General features: G+C 73.3%; 20 protein-coding genes. 8 read left to right on the forward strand and 12 right to left on the reverse strand.

Features of this window, described 5'->3' with window-relative positions:
* Positions 1 to 51 precede the first annotated feature (51 nt).
* Positions 52 to 765: a class F sortase gene (locus IE172_RS09690; protein WP_489749558.1), complete on the reverse strand. Its 714-nt coding sequence runs from the start codon at positions 763 to 765 to the stop codon at positions 52 to 54.
* 118 nt (positions 766 to 883) lie between these two features.
* The gene (locus tag IE172_RS09695) at positions 884 to 1,555 is read right to left on the reverse strand and encodes a hypothetical protein (protein WP_190096718.1); all 672 of its coding nucleotides are present in this window, start codon (positions 1,553 to 1,555) and stop codon (positions 884 to 886) included.
* Between the two features lie 241 nt (positions 1,556 to 1,796).
* Between IE172_RS09695 and IE172_RS09700 the strand changes: the two genes are divergently transcribed.
* The 3 genes from IE172_RS09700 to IE172_RS09710 all read left to right on the forward strand — a co-directional run bounded on the left by IE172_RS09700 (position 1,797) and on the right by IE172_RS09710 (position 4,772).
* Positions 1,797 to 2,960, forward strand: coding sequence for an MFS transporter (locus IE172_RS09700; RefSeq protein WP_190096719.1), 1,164 nt, complete (start codon positions 1,797 to 1,799; stop codon positions 2,958 to 2,960).
* Between the two features lie 161 nt (positions 2,961 to 3,121).
* A complete protein-coding gene (locus IE172_RS09705; protein WP_190096720.1) occupies positions 3,122 to 4,000 on the forward strand; it encodes an SDR family oxidoreductase in 879 nt (292 codons plus the stop codon).
* Between the two features lie 37 nt (positions 4,001 to 4,037).
* A complete protein-coding gene (locus tag IE172_RS09710; RefSeq protein ID WP_190096721.1) occupies positions 4,038 to 4,772 on the forward strand; it encodes a maleylpyruvate isomerase family mycothiol-dependent enzyme in 735 nt (244 codons plus the stop codon).
* Between the two features lie 19 nt (positions 4,773 to 4,791).
* Here the strand turns inward: IE172_RS09710 and IE172_RS09715 are convergent, their stop codons facing one another.
* Positions 4,792 to 5,184 carry a MarR family winged helix-turn-helix transcriptional regulator gene (locus IE172_RS09715; RefSeq protein WP_190096722.1) on the reverse strand — a complete coding sequence of 131 codons (393 nt, stop codon included), beginning with the start codon at positions 5,182 to 5,184 and terminating at the stop codon, positions 4,792 to 4,794.
* Between the two features lie 78 nt (positions 5,185 to 5,262).
* On the opposite strand from IE172_RS09715, the gene IE172_RS09720 reads away from it, so the two are divergent.
* Complete coding sequence (locus IE172_RS09720) at positions 5,263 to 5,538, forward strand: DUF6332 family protein (protein ID WP_190096723.1); 276 nt, start codon at positions 5,263 to 5,265, stop codon at positions 5,536 to 5,538.
* Positions 5,539 to 5,602: 64 nt separating this feature from the next.
* On the opposite strand, the gene IE172_RS09725 is transcribed toward IE172_RS09720, so the two are convergent.
* The gene (locus IE172_RS09725; RefSeq protein WP_190096724.1) at positions 5,603 to 6,292 is read right to left on the reverse strand and encodes a TetR/AcrR family transcriptional regulator; all 690 of its coding nucleotides are present in this window, start codon (positions 6,290 to 6,292) and stop codon (positions 5,603 to 5,605) included.
* A 154-nt stretch (positions 6,293 to 6,446) separates the two neighbouring features.
* Between IE172_RS09725 and IE172_RS09730 the strand changes: the two genes are divergently transcribed.
* Positions 6,447 to 6,902 (forward strand): nitroreductase family deazaflavin-dependent oxidoreductase, encoded by a 456-nt coding sequence (locus tag IE172_RS09730; protein ID WP_190096725.1) that lies wholly within the window; start codon positions 6,447 to 6,449, stop codon positions 6,900 to 6,902.
* On the opposite strand, the gene IE172_RS09735 is transcribed toward IE172_RS09730, so the two are convergent.
* Positions 6,892 to 8,124 (reverse strand): geranylgeranyl reductase family protein, encoded by a 1,233-nt coding sequence (locus IE172_RS09735; protein WP_190096726.1) that lies wholly within the window; start codon positions 8,122 to 8,124, stop codon positions 6,892 to 6,894. The two genes, IE172_RS09730 and IE172_RS09735, sit on opposite strands and share 11 nt — an antisense overlap.
* A 194-nt stretch (positions 8,125 to 8,318) precedes the next feature.
* Between IE172_RS09735 and IE172_RS09740 the strand changes: the two genes are divergently transcribed.
* Entirely contained in the window at positions 8,319 to 9,680 is a 1,362-nt protein-coding gene (locus IE172_RS09740; RefSeq protein ID WP_190096727.1) for a dipeptidase, read from the forward strand.
* A 277-nt stretch (positions 9,681 to 9,957) separates the two neighbouring features.
* Here IE172_RS09740 and IE172_RS09745 read toward each other — a convergent pair whose 3' ends face one another.
* The 3 genes from IE172_RS09745 to IE172_RS09755 all read right to left on the reverse strand — a co-directional run bounded on the left by IE172_RS09745 (position 9,958) and on the right by IE172_RS09755 (position 12,369).
* Positions 9,958 to 10,998, reverse strand: a complete 1,041-nt coding sequence (locus IE172_RS09745; RefSeq protein ID WP_190096728.1) for an NUDIX hydrolase — start codon at positions 10,996 to 10,998, stop codon at positions 9,958 to 9,960.
* A gap of 144 nt (positions 10,999 to 11,142) precedes the next feature.
* Complete coding sequence (locus IE172_RS09750) at positions 11,143 to 11,337, reverse strand: hypothetical protein (RefSeq protein ID WP_190096729.1); 195 nt, start codon at positions 11,335 to 11,337, stop codon at positions 11,143 to 11,145.
* Positions 11,338 to 11,415: 78 nt separating this feature from the next.
* Positions 11,416 to 12,369: an ROK family protein gene (locus tag IE172_RS09755; RefSeq protein WP_190096730.1), complete on the reverse strand. Its 954-nt coding sequence runs from the start codon at positions 12,367 to 12,369 to the stop codon at positions 11,416 to 11,418.
* Between the two features lie 196 nt (positions 12,370 to 12,565).
* On the opposite strand from IE172_RS09755, the gene IE172_RS09760 reads away from it, so the two are divergent.
* Both IE172_RS09760 and IE172_RS09765 read left to right on the forward strand, forming a co-directional pair.
* Positions 12,566 to 13,663 (forward strand): LacI family DNA-binding transcriptional regulator, encoded by a 1,098-nt coding sequence (locus tag IE172_RS09760; protein ID WP_190096731.1) that lies wholly within the window; start codon positions 12,566 to 12,568, stop codon positions 13,661 to 13,663.
* 13 nt (positions 13,664 to 13,676) lie between these two features.
* Positions 13,677 to 14,468 carry a hypothetical protein gene (locus IE172_RS09765; protein ID WP_190096732.1) on the forward strand — a complete coding sequence of 264 codons (792 nt, stop codon included), beginning with the start codon at positions 13,677 to 13,679 and terminating at the stop codon, positions 14,466 to 14,468.
* 77 nt (positions 14,469 to 14,545) lie between these two features.
* On the opposite strand, the gene IE172_RS09770 is transcribed toward IE172_RS09765, so the two are convergent.
* The 4 genes from IE172_RS09770 to IE172_RS09785 all read right to left on the reverse strand — a co-directional run bounded on the left by IE172_RS09770 (position 14,546) and on the right by IE172_RS09785 (position 17,819).
* Positions 14,546 to 14,785, reverse strand: a complete 240-nt coding sequence (locus tag IE172_RS09770; RefSeq protein WP_190096733.1) for a helix-turn-helix domain-containing protein — start codon at positions 14,783 to 14,785, stop codon at positions 14,546 to 14,548.
* Positions 14,785 to 15,282 carry a DUF2975 domain-containing protein gene (locus tag IE172_RS09775; RefSeq protein WP_190096734.1) on the reverse strand — a complete coding sequence of 166 codons (498 nt, stop codon included), beginning with the start codon at positions 15,280 to 15,282 and terminating at the stop codon, positions 14,785 to 14,787. Before IE172_RS09775 ends, IE172_RS09770 begins: the two co-directional genes overlap by 1 nt.
* Positions 15,283 to 15,348: 66 nt before the next feature.
* Positions 15,349 to 16,626 (reverse strand): DUF6986 family protein, encoded by a 1,278-nt coding sequence (locus tag IE172_RS09780; RefSeq protein ID WP_190096735.1) that lies wholly within the window; start codon positions 16,624 to 16,626, stop codon positions 15,349 to 15,351.
* Between the two features lie 230 nt (positions 16,627 to 16,856).
* Positions 16,857 to 17,819 (reverse strand): electron transfer flavoprotein subunit alpha/FixB family protein, encoded by a 963-nt coding sequence (locus IE172_RS09785; protein WP_190096736.1) that lies wholly within the window; start codon positions 17,817 to 17,819, stop codon positions 16,857 to 16,859.
* Positions 17,820 to 17,831 lie beyond the last annotated feature (12 nt).

A 17,831-nucleotide genomic window follows, 5' to 3' on the forward strand; every position in this document is an offset into this window, starting at 1 on the left:
GGGCTGCCCGGAAGGATCCTCCCCCTTCCGGGCGGCCGTGGCCGGCTCCGCTCAGACGAGGCGGGCGAAGACGACCAGGTTCTCGGTGTAGTCCTTGGCGGCGCGGTCGTAGTCGCCGGCGCAGGTGATCAGCCGGACCTGGGCGTCGGGCGTGTCGGCGTAGACGCGCTCGTCGGGGAAGTCGTCCTTCTCGAAGGACTCCGTCTCGGCCACCTCGAAGGTGGCCTTGCTGCCGTCGGCGCGCAGCACCCGGAACCGGTCCCCCTTCTCCAGCTCGCTGAGCCGCGCGAACACGGCCGGCGACGTCGCCGTGTCCACGTGGCCGGCGATGATCGCCGTACCGCGCTCTCCCGGGGAGACGCCCTTGGCGTACCAGCCGACGAGGTTGGTGTTGTGGGCCGGGGGCGGTTCGAGCTGTCCCTTGCCGTTGATGGCGAGATCGATGAAGGGGGCGTCGACACCAATGCCGGGAACGACCAGACGGGTCGGCTCGGAACGTGGCAGGGCCTTGCCCGCGGGCTCACCCGCGGCCGGGCCGGTCGAGGCCGGGGCGCTCGAACCCGGGGCGGACGGCGCCGTGGAGACGGCGGGGGCCGCGTGCGGCCCGTGGGCGTCGTCGGGAGGGTCCTCCCCGCCGCCCAGCAGCGTCATGGCCAGCAGCAGGCCGGCCCCGCTCCAGAAGACGGCCGTCATTATGGCGCGCAGTCTGCGCCTCGCCGGTGACGCCGCGTCGGTTTCGGGGGGAGTGGGGGGACTGGCCGGCATCGGGGGGACCACCTCATTCGGGCACGGCAGCGGGTACGACACGTGGGCGAGCGGGCGGGGCCGTCATGACGCGCGTGGCACGCACGACGGCCCCGGCCGCTATGACGCCGGGCACGGCTCAGGCCACGTTGCCGGAGGCCTTCTTGCGGCGCAGCGCGAAGGCGCCGGCGCCGAGGACTCCGAGAGCGGCCAGACCGCCGGCGGTGACACCGGGCTCGGCGAGGCCGCCGCCACCGGTGTGCATGCCGCCGCTCGGCTTGTCGTGGCTCCACTCCTTGTCCTGCTTGTCGCCCCAGGACTCCTCCTTCTGGGAGTCGCCCTTGTCCTTGTAGGTCTCGGGGTCGTACTTCGGGTCCTTGGCGGAGCCCCAGTCCTCCTGGCCCACCGCGGCCAGCGCCCCGCCGCCGGTGTGCATGCCGCCGTACGGCTTCTCGTGCTTGCCGTCCTTCTCGTACTTGCCGTCCTTGCCGTGCTCGCCCTCCTTCTCGTGCTCGGCCTCCTTGCCGTGCTCGCTCTCCTTCTTCGAGTCCTTGGCGGAGCCCCAGTCCTCCTCACCCACCGCGGCCAGCGCCCCGCCGCCGGTGTGCATGCCGCCGTACGGCTTCTCGTGCTTGCCCTCCTCGTCGTGCTTGCTCTCCTTGTCGTGCTTGCCCTCCTTGTCGTACTCCTTGCTGTAGGAAGAGGTGTCGTGGCCTTCGCCGCCGTCCTGGTCGGCGTAGGCCGCCGGCGCGGCGATGGCGAGGGCCGCCGTGGCCGTTGCGGCGGCAAGCACCATGCGGGCAGAGCGCATCTCTCAGTCCTTCCGCGGGAGTCCGGGCAGCTGACTCCTCGTCAGCACGGATGTCCCGTCCTCCGGCATGATCCACGCTCGGCCATGCCGCGCGGTCCCACCATCCGGGACGTTCACACGGGTTAACCCCGCCGCGTCCTTACCGCCTCCCGTGTGATCTCCCGGGCCTCTTGCCCCGGGACGGATCGCCCCCTAGCCTCATTTTGTGCCGCTAATAAACAAAACCCGATCGCACAGTGTGGTGCCGGGTACCGACCTCGCCCGACTCCGTCTCGCCCTGACCGCCTTCTTCGCCCTCGACGGCTTCGTCTTCGCCGGCTGGGTCGTGCGCATCCCCGCCATCAAGGAACAGACCGGTGCCTCCTCGAGCGCGCTGGGCCTCGCCCTGCTGGGTCTGTCCGCGGGGGCCGTCGTCACCATGACGCTCACCGGCCGGCTGTGCCGCCGGTACGGCAGTCACCTCGTCACCGTCGTCTGCGCGGTCCTGCTCTGCCTCAGCGTCGCCCTGCCGCCGCTGACCCATTCCGCCGCCGCGCTCGGCACCGTGCTGCTGCTGTTCGGCGCGGCCTACGGCGGGATCAACGTCGCCTTCAACAGTGCCGCCGTCGATCTGGTGGCCGCGCTGCGGCGCCCCATCATGCCCAGCTTCCACGCCGCGTTCAGTCTGGGCGGCATGATCGGCGCGGGGCTGGGCGCGCTGGTCGCCGGTTCGCTGTCGCCGACCCGGCACCTGTGGGGGCTCGCCGCCGTCGGGCTGGTGGTGACGGCGGTCGCGGGGCGTGCGCTGATGCGGTGCGAGCCGCTCACCCCGGCGGACACCGGGCGGACCGCGCGGCAGGCCCCGCGCCGGCCGGACCGGCGCACCCGGGCGCTGGTGGTCGTCTTCGGCCTCATCGCCCTGTGCACGGCGTACGGGGAGGGGGCGCTGGCCGACTGGGGGGCGCTGCACCTCGAGGAGGACCTGGGCGCCTCGCCGGGTGCGGCGGCCGTCGGGTACACCCTGTTCGCGCTCGCCATGACGATCGGCCGGCTCACCGGTACGACACTGCTGGAACGGCTGGGACGGACCCGTACGATCCTGGCGGGCGGCTCCACCGCGGCGGCCGGCATGCTGCTCGGCGCGCTCGCGCCGTCCCTGCCGGCGGCCCTGGCCGGCTACGCGGTCACCGGTCTGGGGCTCGCCAACCTCTTCCCGGTGGCCATCGAGCGGGCGGGCGCGCTGGCGGGCCCCAGCGGCGTGGCGACCGCCTCCACGCTCGGCTACGGAGGGATGCTGCTCGGTCCGCCCGCGATCGGGTTCATGGCGGACTGGTTCAGCCTCCCGGCGGCGCTGACCAGCGTGGCGGTGCTGGCCGCCGTGGCGACCGTCATCGGTTTCGCGACCCGCCATGTGAAGGCCGCCTGACTCCCCCGGAGGGTTCCCGGCCGTCTCCGGCGGTCGTGCGGCCGGCGTGCCCGGCCGCCTGATCGAACGGCCGGTGCCGGGGTACCCGGGCAGCGGCGTCCGCCGTACTACGAGGGCGGACGCCGGCAACGCGACCGGCCTCGACGTCACCGGGAGAGAACGTGACCGAGCAGCAGAACCCCGTGGAGCAGCATCCGACCCCCGACTTCCCCTCCCAGGACCAGCCGCATCCCGGCTGGACCGGCCCGATGGATCCGCCGCCGGACCACGGTGAGGACACCTACCGCGGCAGCGGCCGGCTCACGGGCCGCAAGGCCCTGATCACCGGCGGGGACTCGGGCATCGGCCGGGCGGTCGCCCTCGCCTTCGCCCGTGAGGGCGCCGACGTGGCCTTCACCCACCTGGACAGCGAGAAGGACGACGCGGCCGAGACCGCGCGCTGGGTCGAGGAGGCCGGCCGGAGCGCCCTGCCCGTCTCCTGCGACGTGCGGGAGGAGGAGAACTGCCGGGCGCTGATCGAGCGCACGGTGTCGGAGTTCGGCCGGATCGACATCCTGGTGAACAACGCTGCGTACCAGATGTCGCAGCCCGACGGCATCGAGGCGATCTCCACCGAGCAGTTCGACCGCGTGCTGCGGACCAATCTGTACGGCATGTTCTGGCTGTGCAAGATGGCCCTGCCGCACATGCGGGAGGGCGGCAGCATCATCAACTCGGCCTCCGTGCAGGCCTACAAGCCGAGCCCGCACCTGCTGGACTACGCGACCACCAAGGGCGCCATCGTCACCTTCACCCAGGGTCTGGCGCAGATGCTGATCGAGCGGGGCATCCGGGTCAACGCCGTGGCGCCGGGCCCGGTGTGGACGCCGCTGATCCCGGCGACGCTGCCGGACACGAAGGAGTTCGGCAAGCAGGCGCCCATCGGCCGGCCGGCCCAGCCGTCGGAGATGGCCCCGGCGTACGTGTTCCTCGCCTCCCAGGAGGCGTCGTACATCACCGCGGAGATCGTCAACGCGACGGGCGGGACTCCGCTGCCGTAGGACCGCGACGGGCGGGGCGTACGGCAGACTCACCCCCATGGACACTGCCTCGTACATCGAAGTCCTGCGGGAAGAGGGCCGGTTGCTGGCCGATGCCGCGGAGGAGGCGGGCCCGGACGCCTCCGTTCCGCCCTGCCCGGGGTGGGAGATACGGGACCTGATCGGACACACCGGCGTGGTGCACCGCTGGGCGGCCGCCTTCGTCGCCGACCGGTGCCCCGATCCGCGCCCGATGGGTGAGCACCCCGGGCTGGACGGGACCGAGCTCGTGGCCTGGTACCGCGACGGGCACCGCCGTCTCGTGGACACCCTGGCCGGCGCCGCGCCCGAGGTGGAGTGCTTCACGTTCCTGCCCGGCTCGCCCTCCGCGCTCGCGTTCTGGGCCCGCCGCCAGGCGCACGAGACGACCGTCCACCGCTTCGACGCGGAATCGGCCCGCGGCGGCGTCCCCTCCCCGGTCGCCGCGGACTTCGCGGTGGACGGCGTCGACGAGTTGCTGCGCGGCTTCCATTCCCGGCGCAGGAGCCGGGTGCGGACCGACGGGCCCCGCGTCCTGCGGGTGCGCGCCACCGACGCGGACGCGGTGTGGACCGTACGCCTCTCCCAGGAGCCGCCCGTGGTCACGCGCGACCCGGAGGGCGAGGCGGAGTGCGAACTGACCGGCCCGGCCGCCGAGTTGTATCTGGCGTTGTGGAACCGGCGGCCGGTGCCCGCGCTGTCGGGCGACGCGGGACTCGCCGCGCTGTGGCGGGAGACCTCGGCCGTGATCTGAGTCCGGCGAGGGGGGCCGGTCAGTCCTCGGGGAGCATCCGGGCCAGCACCGCGCGCTGCACCGGCAGGACTTCGCCGTGCAGCGCCCGTCCCTTCCTCGTGAGCGAGACCCGCACGCCCCGCCGGTCCTCCGCGCACATCCCGCGCTCGAGCAGACCGTCCCTCTCCAGCCGGGCGATCAGCCGGGACAGCGCGCTCTGCGTCAGGTGGACGCGCTCGGAGATCTCCTGGACGCGGTAGGAGCAGCCGTTCCGTCCGCCGCCCTGGGCGAGGATGTCGAGGACCTCGAAGTCGCTGCCGCACAGCCCGTGCCGGTGCAGGGCACGGTCGATCTCGCACTGGGTGCGCGCATGGAGCGCGAGCACGCCCCGCCACCGTTCCACGAGCGCCTGTTCGGCCTGCTTCGCCGCCATGGGCGCACCGTAGCAGGCGAGTTGCTTGTCCGCCCGGTGTACGGCTGGTTGACTCGAGGGCGCGGTCAGGGGGCGAGTGTGACGGGACACGGGGGACGGCGGACGCGAGCCGAGCGGGACGCGATCACCGTCGAGACCGGGTACGCGCTGGTGAGCGCCGCCTTCGCGGCGGCGGTCGTGCTGGGGGCCGTGGCGGGGCCGGCGCTGCTCTTCGAACTGCCGGACGCCGTCGAGACGTCGCTCCTGCGGGGTGGGGTGGTGCTCGCGGCGGTCCTGTTCCCGGTGCGCACGGTCTCCGTACTGGTCGCGTTCCGGCGGCGGACTCGACAGGGGCGTACGCGGCCCGACGCATAGGCCGGGCCGGCCGGTCGGGGCCGTCGCGGGCCCCCGAGGGCCGGGGCCGGCCCGCCCCGGCTGCTCACATCAGCCCCACCGTGTGCGCGAGTTGCCCCACCGCGTGCCGGAAGAAGGTGTCGCGGTCCTCGACGACCCGGTTGAACTGCCCGAACAGCTCGAACCCGATCAGCCCGAACAGCTGGGCCCAGACGGCCACCATCGCCGCCACCACCTCGGGCGGCAGGTCGGGGGCGAGGTCGGCGGCCATGCGCACGGCCTCGGGCTCCAGTTCGGCGGGCAGTGCGGGCCCGGCGAGGCCGGGGCCCCGGTGCGCGTCGCGGAGGATGCCGATGAAGACCATCGCGCCGCGGGCGGCGGGCGGGACGGTGGTGTGCGGTGCGGTGTAGCCGGGCACCGGTGTGCCGTAGATCAGCGCGTACTCGTGCGGATGCCCGAGCGCCCAGCGGCGCACCCCCTCGCACACGGCCGTCCAGCGCGCCACCGGCCCGAGGCCGGCCGCCGCGTCGCGGGCCGCTTCGGCCGCCTCGCCGACGGAGTCGTAGGCGTCGATGATGAGAGCGGTCAGCAGGTCGTCGCGGTTGGGGAAGTAGCGGTAGAGCGCGGAGGAGGCCATGCCGAGCTCACGGGCGACGGCGCGTAGTGAGAGTTTCGCGGCGCCTTCCTCGGCGAGCTGTCTGCGTGCCTCCTCCTTGATGGCCGCGGTGACTTCGATCCTGGCCCGGGCGCGGGCTCCGTGTGCGGTGCTGCTCATGCGGACGAGTGTCCCACGGGAACAGAGCAGTGCACACAAACGAGAGCAGTGCTCTTGCTCTGCCGTGCGGATGTCGTGCAGACTGAAGCACCACACCGAGAGCGGTGCTCACAAAAGAGAGCGGCGTTCTCACTTTCCGGCCTGGAGGTCACCTATGCCGTCATCAGCGCCCTACTACCTCAAGGGCAGCCCCATGGCCATCCGGTTCAACCGCGTCGTCGGGTGGCTGGCCCGCCACGGGGTGAGCCTCGCCGGCAGCGCGGAGATGTCCGTGCGCGGCCGCAAGAGCGGACGGATGCAGCGCGTCCCGGTCAACCCGCACGCCCACGGCGGAAGCCAGTACCTGGTCTCCGCGCGCGGCCACTCGCAGTGGGTGCGCAACATGCGCGTCGCCGGCGGCGGGGAACTGCGAGTGGGCCGCCGGGTCCGCGCCTTCACCGCGGTGGAGCTTCCCGACGAGGAGAAGCTCCCTGTCCTGCGGACCTACCTGGAGAAGTGGGGCTGGGAGGTGAACCAGTACTTCCAGGGCGTCACCGCCCGGTCGTCCGACGAGGAGATCGCCGCGGCCGCGGCCGACCACCCCGTCTTCCGGATCACCGTCAGGAACTGACCTCGTCACCCGCGGGACGCCGGTCCAGCGCCAGCAGGGCGCGGTGGGCCAGCGGGTGGGTACGGACCAGCTCGCCGAGCGTGGTGGAACCCTGCGTGATGTCCTTGAACGCCTTCCAGGCCGGGCGGAAGCCGGTGAGCACCGCGTGGAACACCCCGGGGCGCCGCTCGAACGCCGCCAGCATCCGCTTGCCGACGCTCATCTCCACACCGAGCCCCGCCTTGACGGCGAAGGCGTAGTTCAGCGCCTGGCGGCGCGTGTCCACGGCGTCGTGGGCCTCGGCGATGCGCACCGCCCACTCCCCCGCCAGCCGGCCCGAGCGCAGCGCGAAGGAGATGCCCTCGCGGGTCCAGGGCTCCAGCAGCCCCGCCGCGTCCCCGCACACCAGTACCCGGCCCCGCGAAAGCGGCGAGTCCTCCGTGCGGCAGCGGGTCAAGTGGCCGGAGGAGATGCTGGGTTCGAAGCCGGCGAGACCGAGCCGGCCGATGAAGTCCTCCAAGTACCGCTTGGTGGCGGCGCCTTCACCACGCCGCGAGATCACCCCGACCGTCAGCGTGTCGCCCTTGGGGAACACCCATCCGTAACTGCCGGGCATGGGGCCCCAGTCGATGAGCACCCGCCCCTTCCAGTCCTCGGCGACGGTCTCCGGCACCGGGATCTCCGCCTCCAGGCCCAGGTCGACCTGGTCCAGCTTGACCCCGACGTGCGCTCCTATCCGGCCCGCGCTGCCGTCCGCGCCGACCACGGCCCGCGCCAGCACCGTCTCGCCACCCTGCAGGACGACCGCGACCGTACGCCGGTCCGGCACGGCCGAGCCGTGCTGCTCCACCCGCTGCACGGCGACGCCGGTGCGCAGTTCGGCGCCCGCCTTCTGCGCGTGCTCCACGAGTTGCTGGTCGAACTCGGGCCGGTTGATCAGGCCGAACATCATCCGCCGGGAACGGCGGGTGCGGCTGAAGCGGCCGTTGTGGGAGAACGTCACCGCGTGCACCCGGTCCCTGAACGGAAGCTCGAAGCCGGGGGGCAGCGCGTCGCGCGAGGGGCCGATGATGCCGCCGCCGCACGTTTTGTAGCGCGGCAGCTCCGCCTTCTCCAGCAACAGCACGCGCCGTCCCGCGACCGCCGCCGCGTAGGCGGCCGAGGCCCCCGCGGGTCCCGCGCCCACCACGACGACGTCCCACACCTGCCGCACGTCGTCCGCCGAAGAGTTCTCGCTGCTCACGATGGTCTACTGCTCCCGATCCAGCCGCCTGCCGCTGATGTCCTCCCGCATCCTACGGCGGCGATCGTCCGGGGCCACTGTGGGAGGATCGGCGACGTAAGTGCCCCGTACACGGGAGCTTACGCGCACCACACGATCATCTCGTACGAAGAAGTTCGCACACGTACAACGTCGCACCCACAAGGAGCGTGCCCATGTCGTCGAATCCGGTCGCCGCGACCGTCGCCTCGCTGATGCCCAGGGCGAAGGAGGAGCTCACCGAACTGGTGGCCTTCAAGTCGGTGGCGGACTTCGGCCAGTTCCCGCGCGAGGAGAGCGAGGGCGCCGCCCGCTGGATCGCCGGCGCGCTCACCGCCGAAGGGTTCGAGGACGTCGCCCTGCTGGACACCCCGGACGGCACGCAGTCGGTGTACGGCCGTCTGCCCGGCCCCGAGGGCGCGAAGACAGTACTGCTGTACGCGCACTACGACGTGCAGCCGCCGCTGGACGACTCCGGCTGGACGACCCCGCCCTTCGAACTGACCGAGCGCGACGGCCGCTGGTACGGACGCGGGACCGCCGACTGCAAGGGCGGGTTCATCATGCACCTGCTGGCGCTGCGCGCGCTGAAGGCGAACGGCGGCGTCCCCGTGCACGTCAAGGTGATCGTCGAGGGCTCCGAGGAGCAGGGCACCGGCGGCCTGGAGCGGTACGCCGAGGAGCACCCCGACCTGCTGACGGCCGACACCATCGTGATCGGCGACGCGGGCAACTTCCGTGCCGGTCTGCCGACGGTCACCTCCACGCTGCGCGGCATGACGCTGGTCCGGGTGCGGATCGACACCCTCGAGGGCAATCTGCACTCCGGCCAGTTCGGCGGTGCCGCGCCGGACGCGCTGGCGGCACTCGTGCGCGTACTGGACTCGCTGCGCGCCGAGGACGGCACCACGACCGTGGACGGACTGGCCGGCGACAGCGCGTGGGACGGACTCCAGTACGCCGACGAGCAGTTCCGCGAGGACGCCAAGGTGCTCGACGGTGTGGAGCTCATCGGTTCGGGCACCGTCGCCGACCGCATCTGGGCACGTCCCGCGGTCACCGTGCTCGGCATCGACTGCCCGCCGGTGATCGGCGCCACGCCCTCCGTGCAGGCGAGCGCCCGCGCGCTGGTCAGCCTGCGGGTGCCGCCGGGCGTCGACGCGGCCGAGGCGACCGCGCTGCTCCGGGCGCACCTGGAGTCGCACACGCCGTGGGGCGCGCGGGTGAGCACCGAGCAGATCGGTCAGGGCCAGGCGTTCCGCGCGGACACCACCAGCCCCGCCTACCGGGCGATGGCCGACGCCATGGCGGTGGCGTACCCGGGGCAGGAGATGAGCTACGCCGGCCAGGGCGGTTCGATTCCCCTGTGCAACACCCTGGCCTCGCTCTATCCGAAGGCGGAGATCCTGCTCATCGGCCTGAGCGAGCCGGAGGCGCAGATTCACGCCGTGAACGAGAGCGTGTCCCCCGACGAGTTGGAGCGCCTGTCGGTCGCGGAGGCACTGTTCCTGCGCAACCTCGCGTCCGGCGCGCGCTGACGGCCGCCGCGTCGTGGGGCGGTCTCCCGTAGGCGGACGGGACACCGCCCCACGACGGCCGTCTCCCCGGGCACCGTCGGACTGCGCCGTCCACGCCCCCGGCCTCTCGGGACGGGCCGGCCGCCCCTCCACCCGCGAGCGGCGAACCGCCGTCCCGCCACCGGTGTCCGGGACGCCGGACGCGGCGGGCGCCTCTCGCTCCGATCCCGGCGGCGGGAGGCTTCCGGCCCGGACGACGGCAGCCGCAGCCCGGGGCCGGGGCGACCGGCCCCCGGTGTCAGCCGACCGGCACCCCGGCCTCCAGGTACACCGCCCGGCCGCGCTCCCGTGCCCGCAGCGCCCCGCGCAGCCGTTCGTAGCGGACCGGCGGCAGCAGTTCGGCTGCCTCGGCCTCGGAGGCGAAGCGCCAGCCGCGCAGTTCCGGTCCCGGCAGCAGCATCCGCCCGGCGGCCGCGGAATCGAGGCGTCCGCCGTCGAAGAGCAGCCGCAGACCACCGAACCCGGGCGGCGCCGGCGGCTCCCAGTCCACGACGAGGAGCGCCGGTACGTCGTCCAGGCGTATCCCCGTCTCCTCGGCGACCTCGCGCATGCCGGCACGCGCGGGGGCCTCACCCCGTTCGACGACTCCGCCCGGGAACTCCCAGCCCGCCTTGTAGGTGGGGTCGACGAGCAGCACCCGGTCCTGTTCGTCGAAGAGCAGCACGCCCGCCGCGACCGTCTCGGCGGTGGGCTCGGGCGTCTGCACGATGTCGCAGGCCGGCGCCTTGCCGTTGCCGACCGCCTCGGCGATGCGCAGGGCGGTGTCGTAGGGGCTGAGCGCTCCGCTGTCGACCGGGTAGGCGTCGGCGGTGAGCCAGTCGGCGAGGGCCGCCTTGTACGGCTCGATGTGGTCGTAGGCCCACTGGCGGGCGCGCATCTCACCGTCGGGAAGGTCCGCGGGGCTCTCGCGGGCGGCCATGCGCTCCCGCAGGATCGTTTCGGCCGGAGCGAGCAGGACGTGGCTGACCGGTATCCGGCGGGCGGCGAGGCCGCCGAAGATCTCGTCGCGGTGTTCCTGGCGCAGCAGGGTCATGGGGACCACGAGGGTTCCGCCCAGCTCGGCGAGCATCGCGGCCGCCGTGTCGATCACCAGTCGCCGCCAGACCGGGAGGTCCTGGAAGTCGCCGACCTCGGCGAGGCGTTTGGGCGGAAGCAGCTTCTCCAGCGTTCCGCCGATGACCTCGGGGTCGAAGAGCGTGCTGTTCGGGATCAGCTCGATCAGTTCACGCGCGGTGGTGGTCTTCCCCGCACCGAACGCGCCGTTGATCCAGACGATCACGGTTCCCCCTCTTCTGTTGGCCCCCTGTGGCTTGCCCGCTCCACCCTGCCACGGAAACCAGCTCCGCTTAAGAACGCGCAAGAGCGGCGCCGGTCCCCTCGACGTGAGGGGTACCGGCGCCGCCCGGCTCCGCGGTGGGGTCCGTCAGGCCGCGCCCTCCCGGTCGACGTCCAGCTCCAGCGTGTTGTTCTCGCCGACGGTCCGGTCGAGGGTGCTGAGGGTGTCCTCGACGTCGAGGCCGCCGAGGGCGGTGCCACCGAGGGCGTGGGACGGGGTGACCGCCGCGACGACGAAGCCCGTGGCGAGGGAGGCGATGGCGAGCATGGTGCGCTTCTTCATACCCGGCTCAACTGCGGACACCGCCCGGGGGTCACGCACGGCTTCCGGAACCGGAGCCCCCGGTCGCCCCGCGCCGCCTCACACCCCGGCGACCGCCGCGTCCGGCCGGCCGGCCAGCGCCGCCGCGGCCGCGCCCACCAGGCCCGCGTCGGTGCCCATCCGGGCCGGGGTCACCACGAGGCGCCGGACGAAGGAGAGGGTGGCGTACTCGGTGAGCGCCCTGCGCAGGGGCGCGAAGAGGACCTCGCCCGCCTTGCCCACGCCCCCGCCGATCACGGCGATGTCGATCTCGACGAGCGTCGCGGTGGCCGCTATACCGGCGGCCAGCGCCCGCGCGGCCCGCTCGAAGGACGCCACGGCCACCGGATCGCCGGCCCGGGCCGCGGCGGCCACCGCGGCCGCGGAGGTGTCGCCGTCGGGACCGGGCCGCCAGCCGTTCACCAGCGCCCGGCGGGCGATGTTGGGGCCGCTCGCTATGCGCTCCACGCAGCCGCGCGAGCCGCACGGGCACGCGTCCCCGTCGAGATCCACGCTGATGTGGCCGATGTGGCCGGCGTTGCCGGTGGGTCCGGGATGCAGCCTGCCGCCGAGCACCAGACCGCCGCCGACGCCGGTGGAGACGACCATGCACAGCGCGTTGTCGTGCCCCCGCGCGGCGCCCTGCCAGTGTTCGGCGGCCGTGATGGCCACCCCGTCGCCGATCAGCTCCACGGGCAGGCCCCCGGTCGCCTCCCGGACCCGTGCGACGAGCGGGTAGTCGCGCCAGCCCGGCACGTTCACGGGGCTCACCGTGCCGGCGGAGGCGTCCACGGGTCCGGCGCTGCCGATGCCCACGGCGGCCGCGCGCCCCCACAGCCCGGAGGCGGCGAGGTCACCGAGCACCGCCTCCACCGCCCTCATGACGGTCTCGCCGTTCTCCCCTGCGGGCGTCGGCCGCTGGGCGCGGGCCAGGATCCGGCCCCCGCCGTCCACGAGTGCGCCGGCGATCTTGGTGCCGCCTATGTCGAGCGCGGCCACGAGGTCGGTGTGCATCAGTGTCGGATCTCCCCGTCAAAGCATCAGGAACTCGCCGAGAGCGACCATGCCCGCCCACAAGCCAACACATGGAACACGGCCCTCGGCCTCATCGAGCGCGGCGTGCGGGCCGGAGTGTGCGTCGGACAGTGTCTCCTGTCTCTGACAACGTTGTCCAGGCTCTATGCTCGACGCCACATCCTCATACAACCCCATGGACTCGCGCATCCCCGTGGCCGACAGGACAGGACACCGCACCGTGCCGGAGACGACCCGCCGTACCGAACGCCGCCTCCCGGGCACCCGTTACGGCAACCGTCCGACGATGAAGGACGTGGCCGCCCGCGCCGGGGTGGGCCTCAAGACGGTCTCCCGGGTGGTCAACGGCGAGCCCGGGGTGACACCGGAGACGGAGCGCCGGGTCCAGGAGGCCATCGAGGCGCTCGGCTTCCGCCGCAACGACAGCGCCCGGGTGCTGCGCAAGGGCCGCACCGCCAGCATCGGCCTGGTGCTGGAGGACCTCGCGGACCCGTTCTACGGTCCGTTGAGCCGGGCGGTGGAGGAGGTGGCCCGCGCGCACGGAGCGCTGCTGATCAACGGCTCCAGCGCGGAGGACGCCGACCGTGAGCAGGAGCTGGTGCTGGCGCTGTGCGCCCGGCGGGTGGACGGGCTCGTGGTGATCCCGGCCGGTGACGACCACCGCTATCTGGAGCCCGAGATCAAGGCGGGCGTCGCCACCGTCTTCGTGGACCGTCCGGCCGGGCACATCGACGCGGACGTCGTCGTGTCGGACAACTTCGGGGGCGCCCGCGACGGCGTCGGCCACCTCATCGCGCACGGGCACCGCAGGATCGGTTTCATCGGCGACATGCCCCGTATCCACACGGCGGCCGAGCGGCTGCGCGGCTACCGGACCGCCATGGAGGACGCGGGGATACCGGTGGAGGACGCCTGGATGTCGCTGGGCGTCACCGATCCGGAGCGGGTGGGCCGGGCGGCCCGGGAGATGCTGTCCGGGCCGGAGCCGGTCACCGCGATCTTCACCGGCAACAACCGGGTGACGGTCACCGTCATCCGGGTGCTGGCCGGGCATCCCCGCCCGGTCGCCCTGGTCGGCTTCGACGACATCGAGCTGGCCGACCTGCTCCAGCCGGGTGTCACGGTCGTCGCGCAGGACGCGGCGGCCCTCGGCCGGACCGCCGCCGAGCGGCTGTTCCGCCAGCTGGACGGCACCCTGCTCGGCCCGGAGCGCGTCGAACTGCCCACCCGGCTGATCACCCGCGGTTCCGGCGAGCTGCCGCCGGCGGACTGAGCGGGCGGCACGCGTGGAGGAGGACCGCTCCCTGCGGGCGCTGGGCCTGGACGAGGCCCCGCGCGAGCATCCGCTGCTGTATCCGGGCGCGTGGCCGCGCGAGTCGGGGATGCTCGACGGGGACCGGCTGGTGCCGCTGGAGCGTCTGGTGTTCGAGGACCGGACGCCGGTGCTCGCGGTCGGTTCCAACGCCTGCCCCGGCCAGTTGCGGCACAAGATGGCCGAGTCCGGGCTCGTCACGCCGCTGCCGATGGTGCGGACGAGGGTGACGGGCGTCGGCATCGGTGTCTCGGCTCATGTCAGCCGTATGGGATACGTGTCCCACTCGCCCGTCGCCGCTCCGGGCAGGACACGGGAGCTGTTCGTCCTCTGGCTCGACGCGCGGCAGCTCGCCGTGGTCGACGCGAGCGAGGGCGTGCCGCGTCCGGAGGGCAACTTCCGGCGCGTCTGGCTGCCCGCGCCCGGTGTGCGGATCGAACTGGCCGACGGCTCGGCGCTGCCCGGGGCCTACGCGTACGTGAACCGTCACGGCGTGCTGCACGACGGCACCGGTGTGCCGCGCGCCCATCCCGGCCAGCGGGCGCTGCTCACCGACCTGCTGGACAACGTGCCGGGGCTGCGGGGGCTGTTCGGCGCGTCGCCGGAGGAGTTCTGCGCGCGGGCCCGCGCCGACCGTGAGCTGTGCGCGCGGGCCACCCGGCTGTTCGCGGAGCGGAGGCTGGTGACGGCCTGCGGTCTGGAGCGGTACACGGGCGCTCAGCGGTACGGACGGCCGGGCGCCGGGGCGTGGCCGGCGCCGCCCTGAGGCGGACGTCGTCGCCCCGCACGCCGGCGCCGCTCCTGGTCACCGGACTCCGACGCCGCGCCCGCCGTACGGCACACCTAGGCGGAACGGACGGCGGGAGGGGTCGTCGCCTCCTCGGGCTCCCAGCGCAGCAGGTCCCCGGGCTGGCATTCGAGTACGTCGCAGAGGGCGGCGAGGGTCGTGAAGCGTACGGCCTTGGCGCGGCCGTTCTTGAGCACGGCCAGGTTGGCCGGGGTGATCCCGACCCGTTCGGCGAGTTCGCCCACGGACATCTTCCGTCTGGCCAGCATCACGTCGATGTCGACGGCGATCGGCATCAGATCACCTCGGCCAGCTCGGCCCGCATCCGCGACGCCTCGACGTCGCGGGCGACGGCCTGCGCCAGGAGCATCCGCAGGACCAGGACGATCAGCGCGATCCCCAGGACCGCGAGGCCGGCTCCGCCGAGCAGGAGCACGACCCCCGGTGCCACCGCCTCGCCCGGCGCGAGGAGCGCTCCGAGCGCGAACACCAGCAGGGCCGCGGCGACGAACGCTCCGATGACGACGTGCACGTAGCGGAAGGCGGCGTCGGAGAAGACCGTTCCCCGGCGGGCCATCGTCACCAGCCGCCAGACGCAGACCAGGACGGTCTGCGCCGCCACCACGGTGAGGACCACGACGACGAGGAGCGGGGCGCGCAGGTGGGAGTACTCCGCGTCCAGCCCGTCGAGGTCGCTCGCCAGCAGCGGCACCATCACCGCCTGCACACCCAGTGAACCCGCCAGCAGCGCCGCGATCACGGTGCGCAGCGCGAGCACGGTCAGCCGTCCCATCGCTCCTCCTTCACTCGAATCACGATGGGAATCTATCGAGATTCGATAGGTCGCGCAAGCGGGCGGCTACCGGGGCGAGGCGAAGCGCTCCAGGTCCGCGCGGGTCAGGCCGGCCGCCCGGGCGACCTCGGCGGTGTCCAGGGCGCCGCAGTCGAGGCCCCGCAGCAGGTGTCCGGCGAGGGCCCTGGCGGTCGCGGGCTCGTCCATGACGTCACCGCCGGCCCGGTCGGCGTAGCGGGCCAGACGGGCGGCGGCCCGCTCGAACCCCTCGCGGTAGAAGGCGAAGACGGCCGCGTACCGGGTGGGGAGGTGGCCGGGGTGCATGTCCCAGCCCTGGTAGTAGGCGCGGGCCAGGGCACGGCGGGTGAGGCGGTAGTGCAGGCGCCAGGCGTCGTGGACCTGCTCGGTGGATCCGACCGGGAGCACGTTGGTGGAACCGTCCGAGACGCGCACGCCGGTACCGGCGGCGGCGACCTGCATGACGGCCTTGGCGTGGTCGGCGGCCGGATGGTCGCTCGCCTGGTACGCGGCCAGGACGCCGAGGCAGGCGCTGTAGTCGAAGGTGCCGTAGTGCAGGCCGGTGGCGCGGCCCCCGGCGGCCTGGATCATACGGGCGACGGTCGCGGTGCCGTCGGCGGCGAGGATGGACTGGCTGGTCTCGATCTGGATCTCGAAGCCGATCCGGCCGGGCTCGATGCCGCGCGCCTCCTCGAAGGCGTCGAGCAGCCGGGCCATGGCGGTGACCTGCTCGGCATAGGTGACCTTGGGGAGGGTGAGCACGAGCCCGTCGGGCAGGCCGCCGGCGTCCATCAGGCCGGTGAGGAAGATGTCGAGGGTGCGGATGCCACGGTCGCGCACGGCGGCCTCCATGCACTTCGTGCGGATGCCCGTGTACGGGGCGGCGGTGGCTCCCGCGTACGCCTCGGCGACCAGCCGGGCCGCGCGGGCCGCGGCCTCGTCCTCCTCGGCGCCGGGACGGTGACCGTAGCCGTCCTCGAAGTCGACGCGCAGGTCCTCCACCGGCTCGCGTTCCAGTTTGGCGCGGACGCGGCCGTACACGTCCTCGGCCAGGGCGGGGTCCAGTCCCAGCACCGCGGCGAGGGACACGGCGTCGGAGGCGTGTTCGTCGAGGGCGGCCAGGGCCCGGTCGCCCCAGGCGCGCGGCGTGTCGGCGGCGAAGGCGTCGGCGGGGACGTAGACCGTGTGGACGGGCTGGCGGGTGCCGGGGTCGCCGGGGTAGCGGCGCTCGAGTTCGGCGTCGACCGGCGCGAGGGAGGCGCCGATCTCCTCGGTGACGGCGTCCGCGAGGCTCGTCACCACCCGCTCCCGCTGCGCCTGACCCATCCCACTGCCTCCCGTTTCCGCGATACGGAATCAACAGTTCGTTGAAGAAGTCAATGAAGTTATCGGGCGGCACTCGGGCCGGTCAACACCGCCCCGCGCGCGGGCCCGCCCGCTCCGGACCCGTGCACGGCGCGACGCCGGGAGCCGCAGCCGCACCTCACCGACCTTACGACGCGCCGGGGCCCCCGCGACCGGAGTGGTCGCGGGGGCCCCGGCGTGACTTACGGTGATCAGCCCTTGCGGGTCTTGACCTCTTCGGTCAGCTGCGGGACGACGTCGAACAGGTCGCCGACGACGCCGTAGTCGACCAGGTCGAAGATCGGGGCCTCGGCGTCCTTGTTGACGGCCACGATGGTCTTCGAGGTCTGCATGCCCGCGCGGTGCTGGATCGCGCCGGAGATGCCGGAGGCGATGTAGAGCTGCGGCGAGACCGACTTGCCGGTCTGGCCGACCTGGTTGGTGTGCGGGTACCAGCCGGCGTCGACGGCGGCACGCGAGGCACCGACGGCCGCGCCGAGCGAGTCGGCGAGCGCCTCGATGATCGCGAAGTTCTCCGCGCCGTTGACACCGCGGCCACCGGAGACCACGATCGCGGCCTCGGTCAGCTCCGGACGGCCGGTCGACTCGCGCGGCGTACGGCCGGTGACCTTGGTGCCGGTCGCCTGGGCGGAGAAGGACACGCTCAGCGCCTCGACCGCGCCGGCGGCCGGGGCGGCCTCCACGGCGGCCGAGTTCGGCTTCACCGTGATGACCGGAGTGCCCTTGGAGACACGGGACTTGGTGGTGTACGAGGCGGCGAACACGGACTGCGTGGCCACCGGGCCCTCGTCACCGGCCTCCAGGTCGACGGCGTCGGTGATGATGCCCGATCCGAGGCGCAGCGCCAGACGGGCGGCGATCTCCTTGCCCTCGGTGGAGGAGGACACCAGCACGGCGGCCGGGGAGACGGCCTCGTGGGCGGCCTGGAGGGCGTCCACCTTCGGCACGACCAGGTAGTCGGCGTACTCGGCGGCCTCGTGGGTGAGGACCTTCACCGCGCCGTGCTCGGCGAGGGTGGCGGCGGTGTCCGCTGCGCCGTTGCCCAGCGCGACGGCGACCGGCTCGCCGATGCGGCGGGCCAGGGTCAGCAGCTCCAGGGTGGGCTTGCGGACGGCACCGTCCACGTGGTCGACGTAGACGAGAACTTCAGCCATGGGACTTCTTCT

This window comes from Streptomyces griseoflavus (assembly GCF_014649995.1).
GTDB classification, from domain to species: Bacteria; Actinomycetota; Actinomycetes; order Streptomycetales; family Streptomycetaceae; genus Streptomyces; species Streptomyces griseoflavus.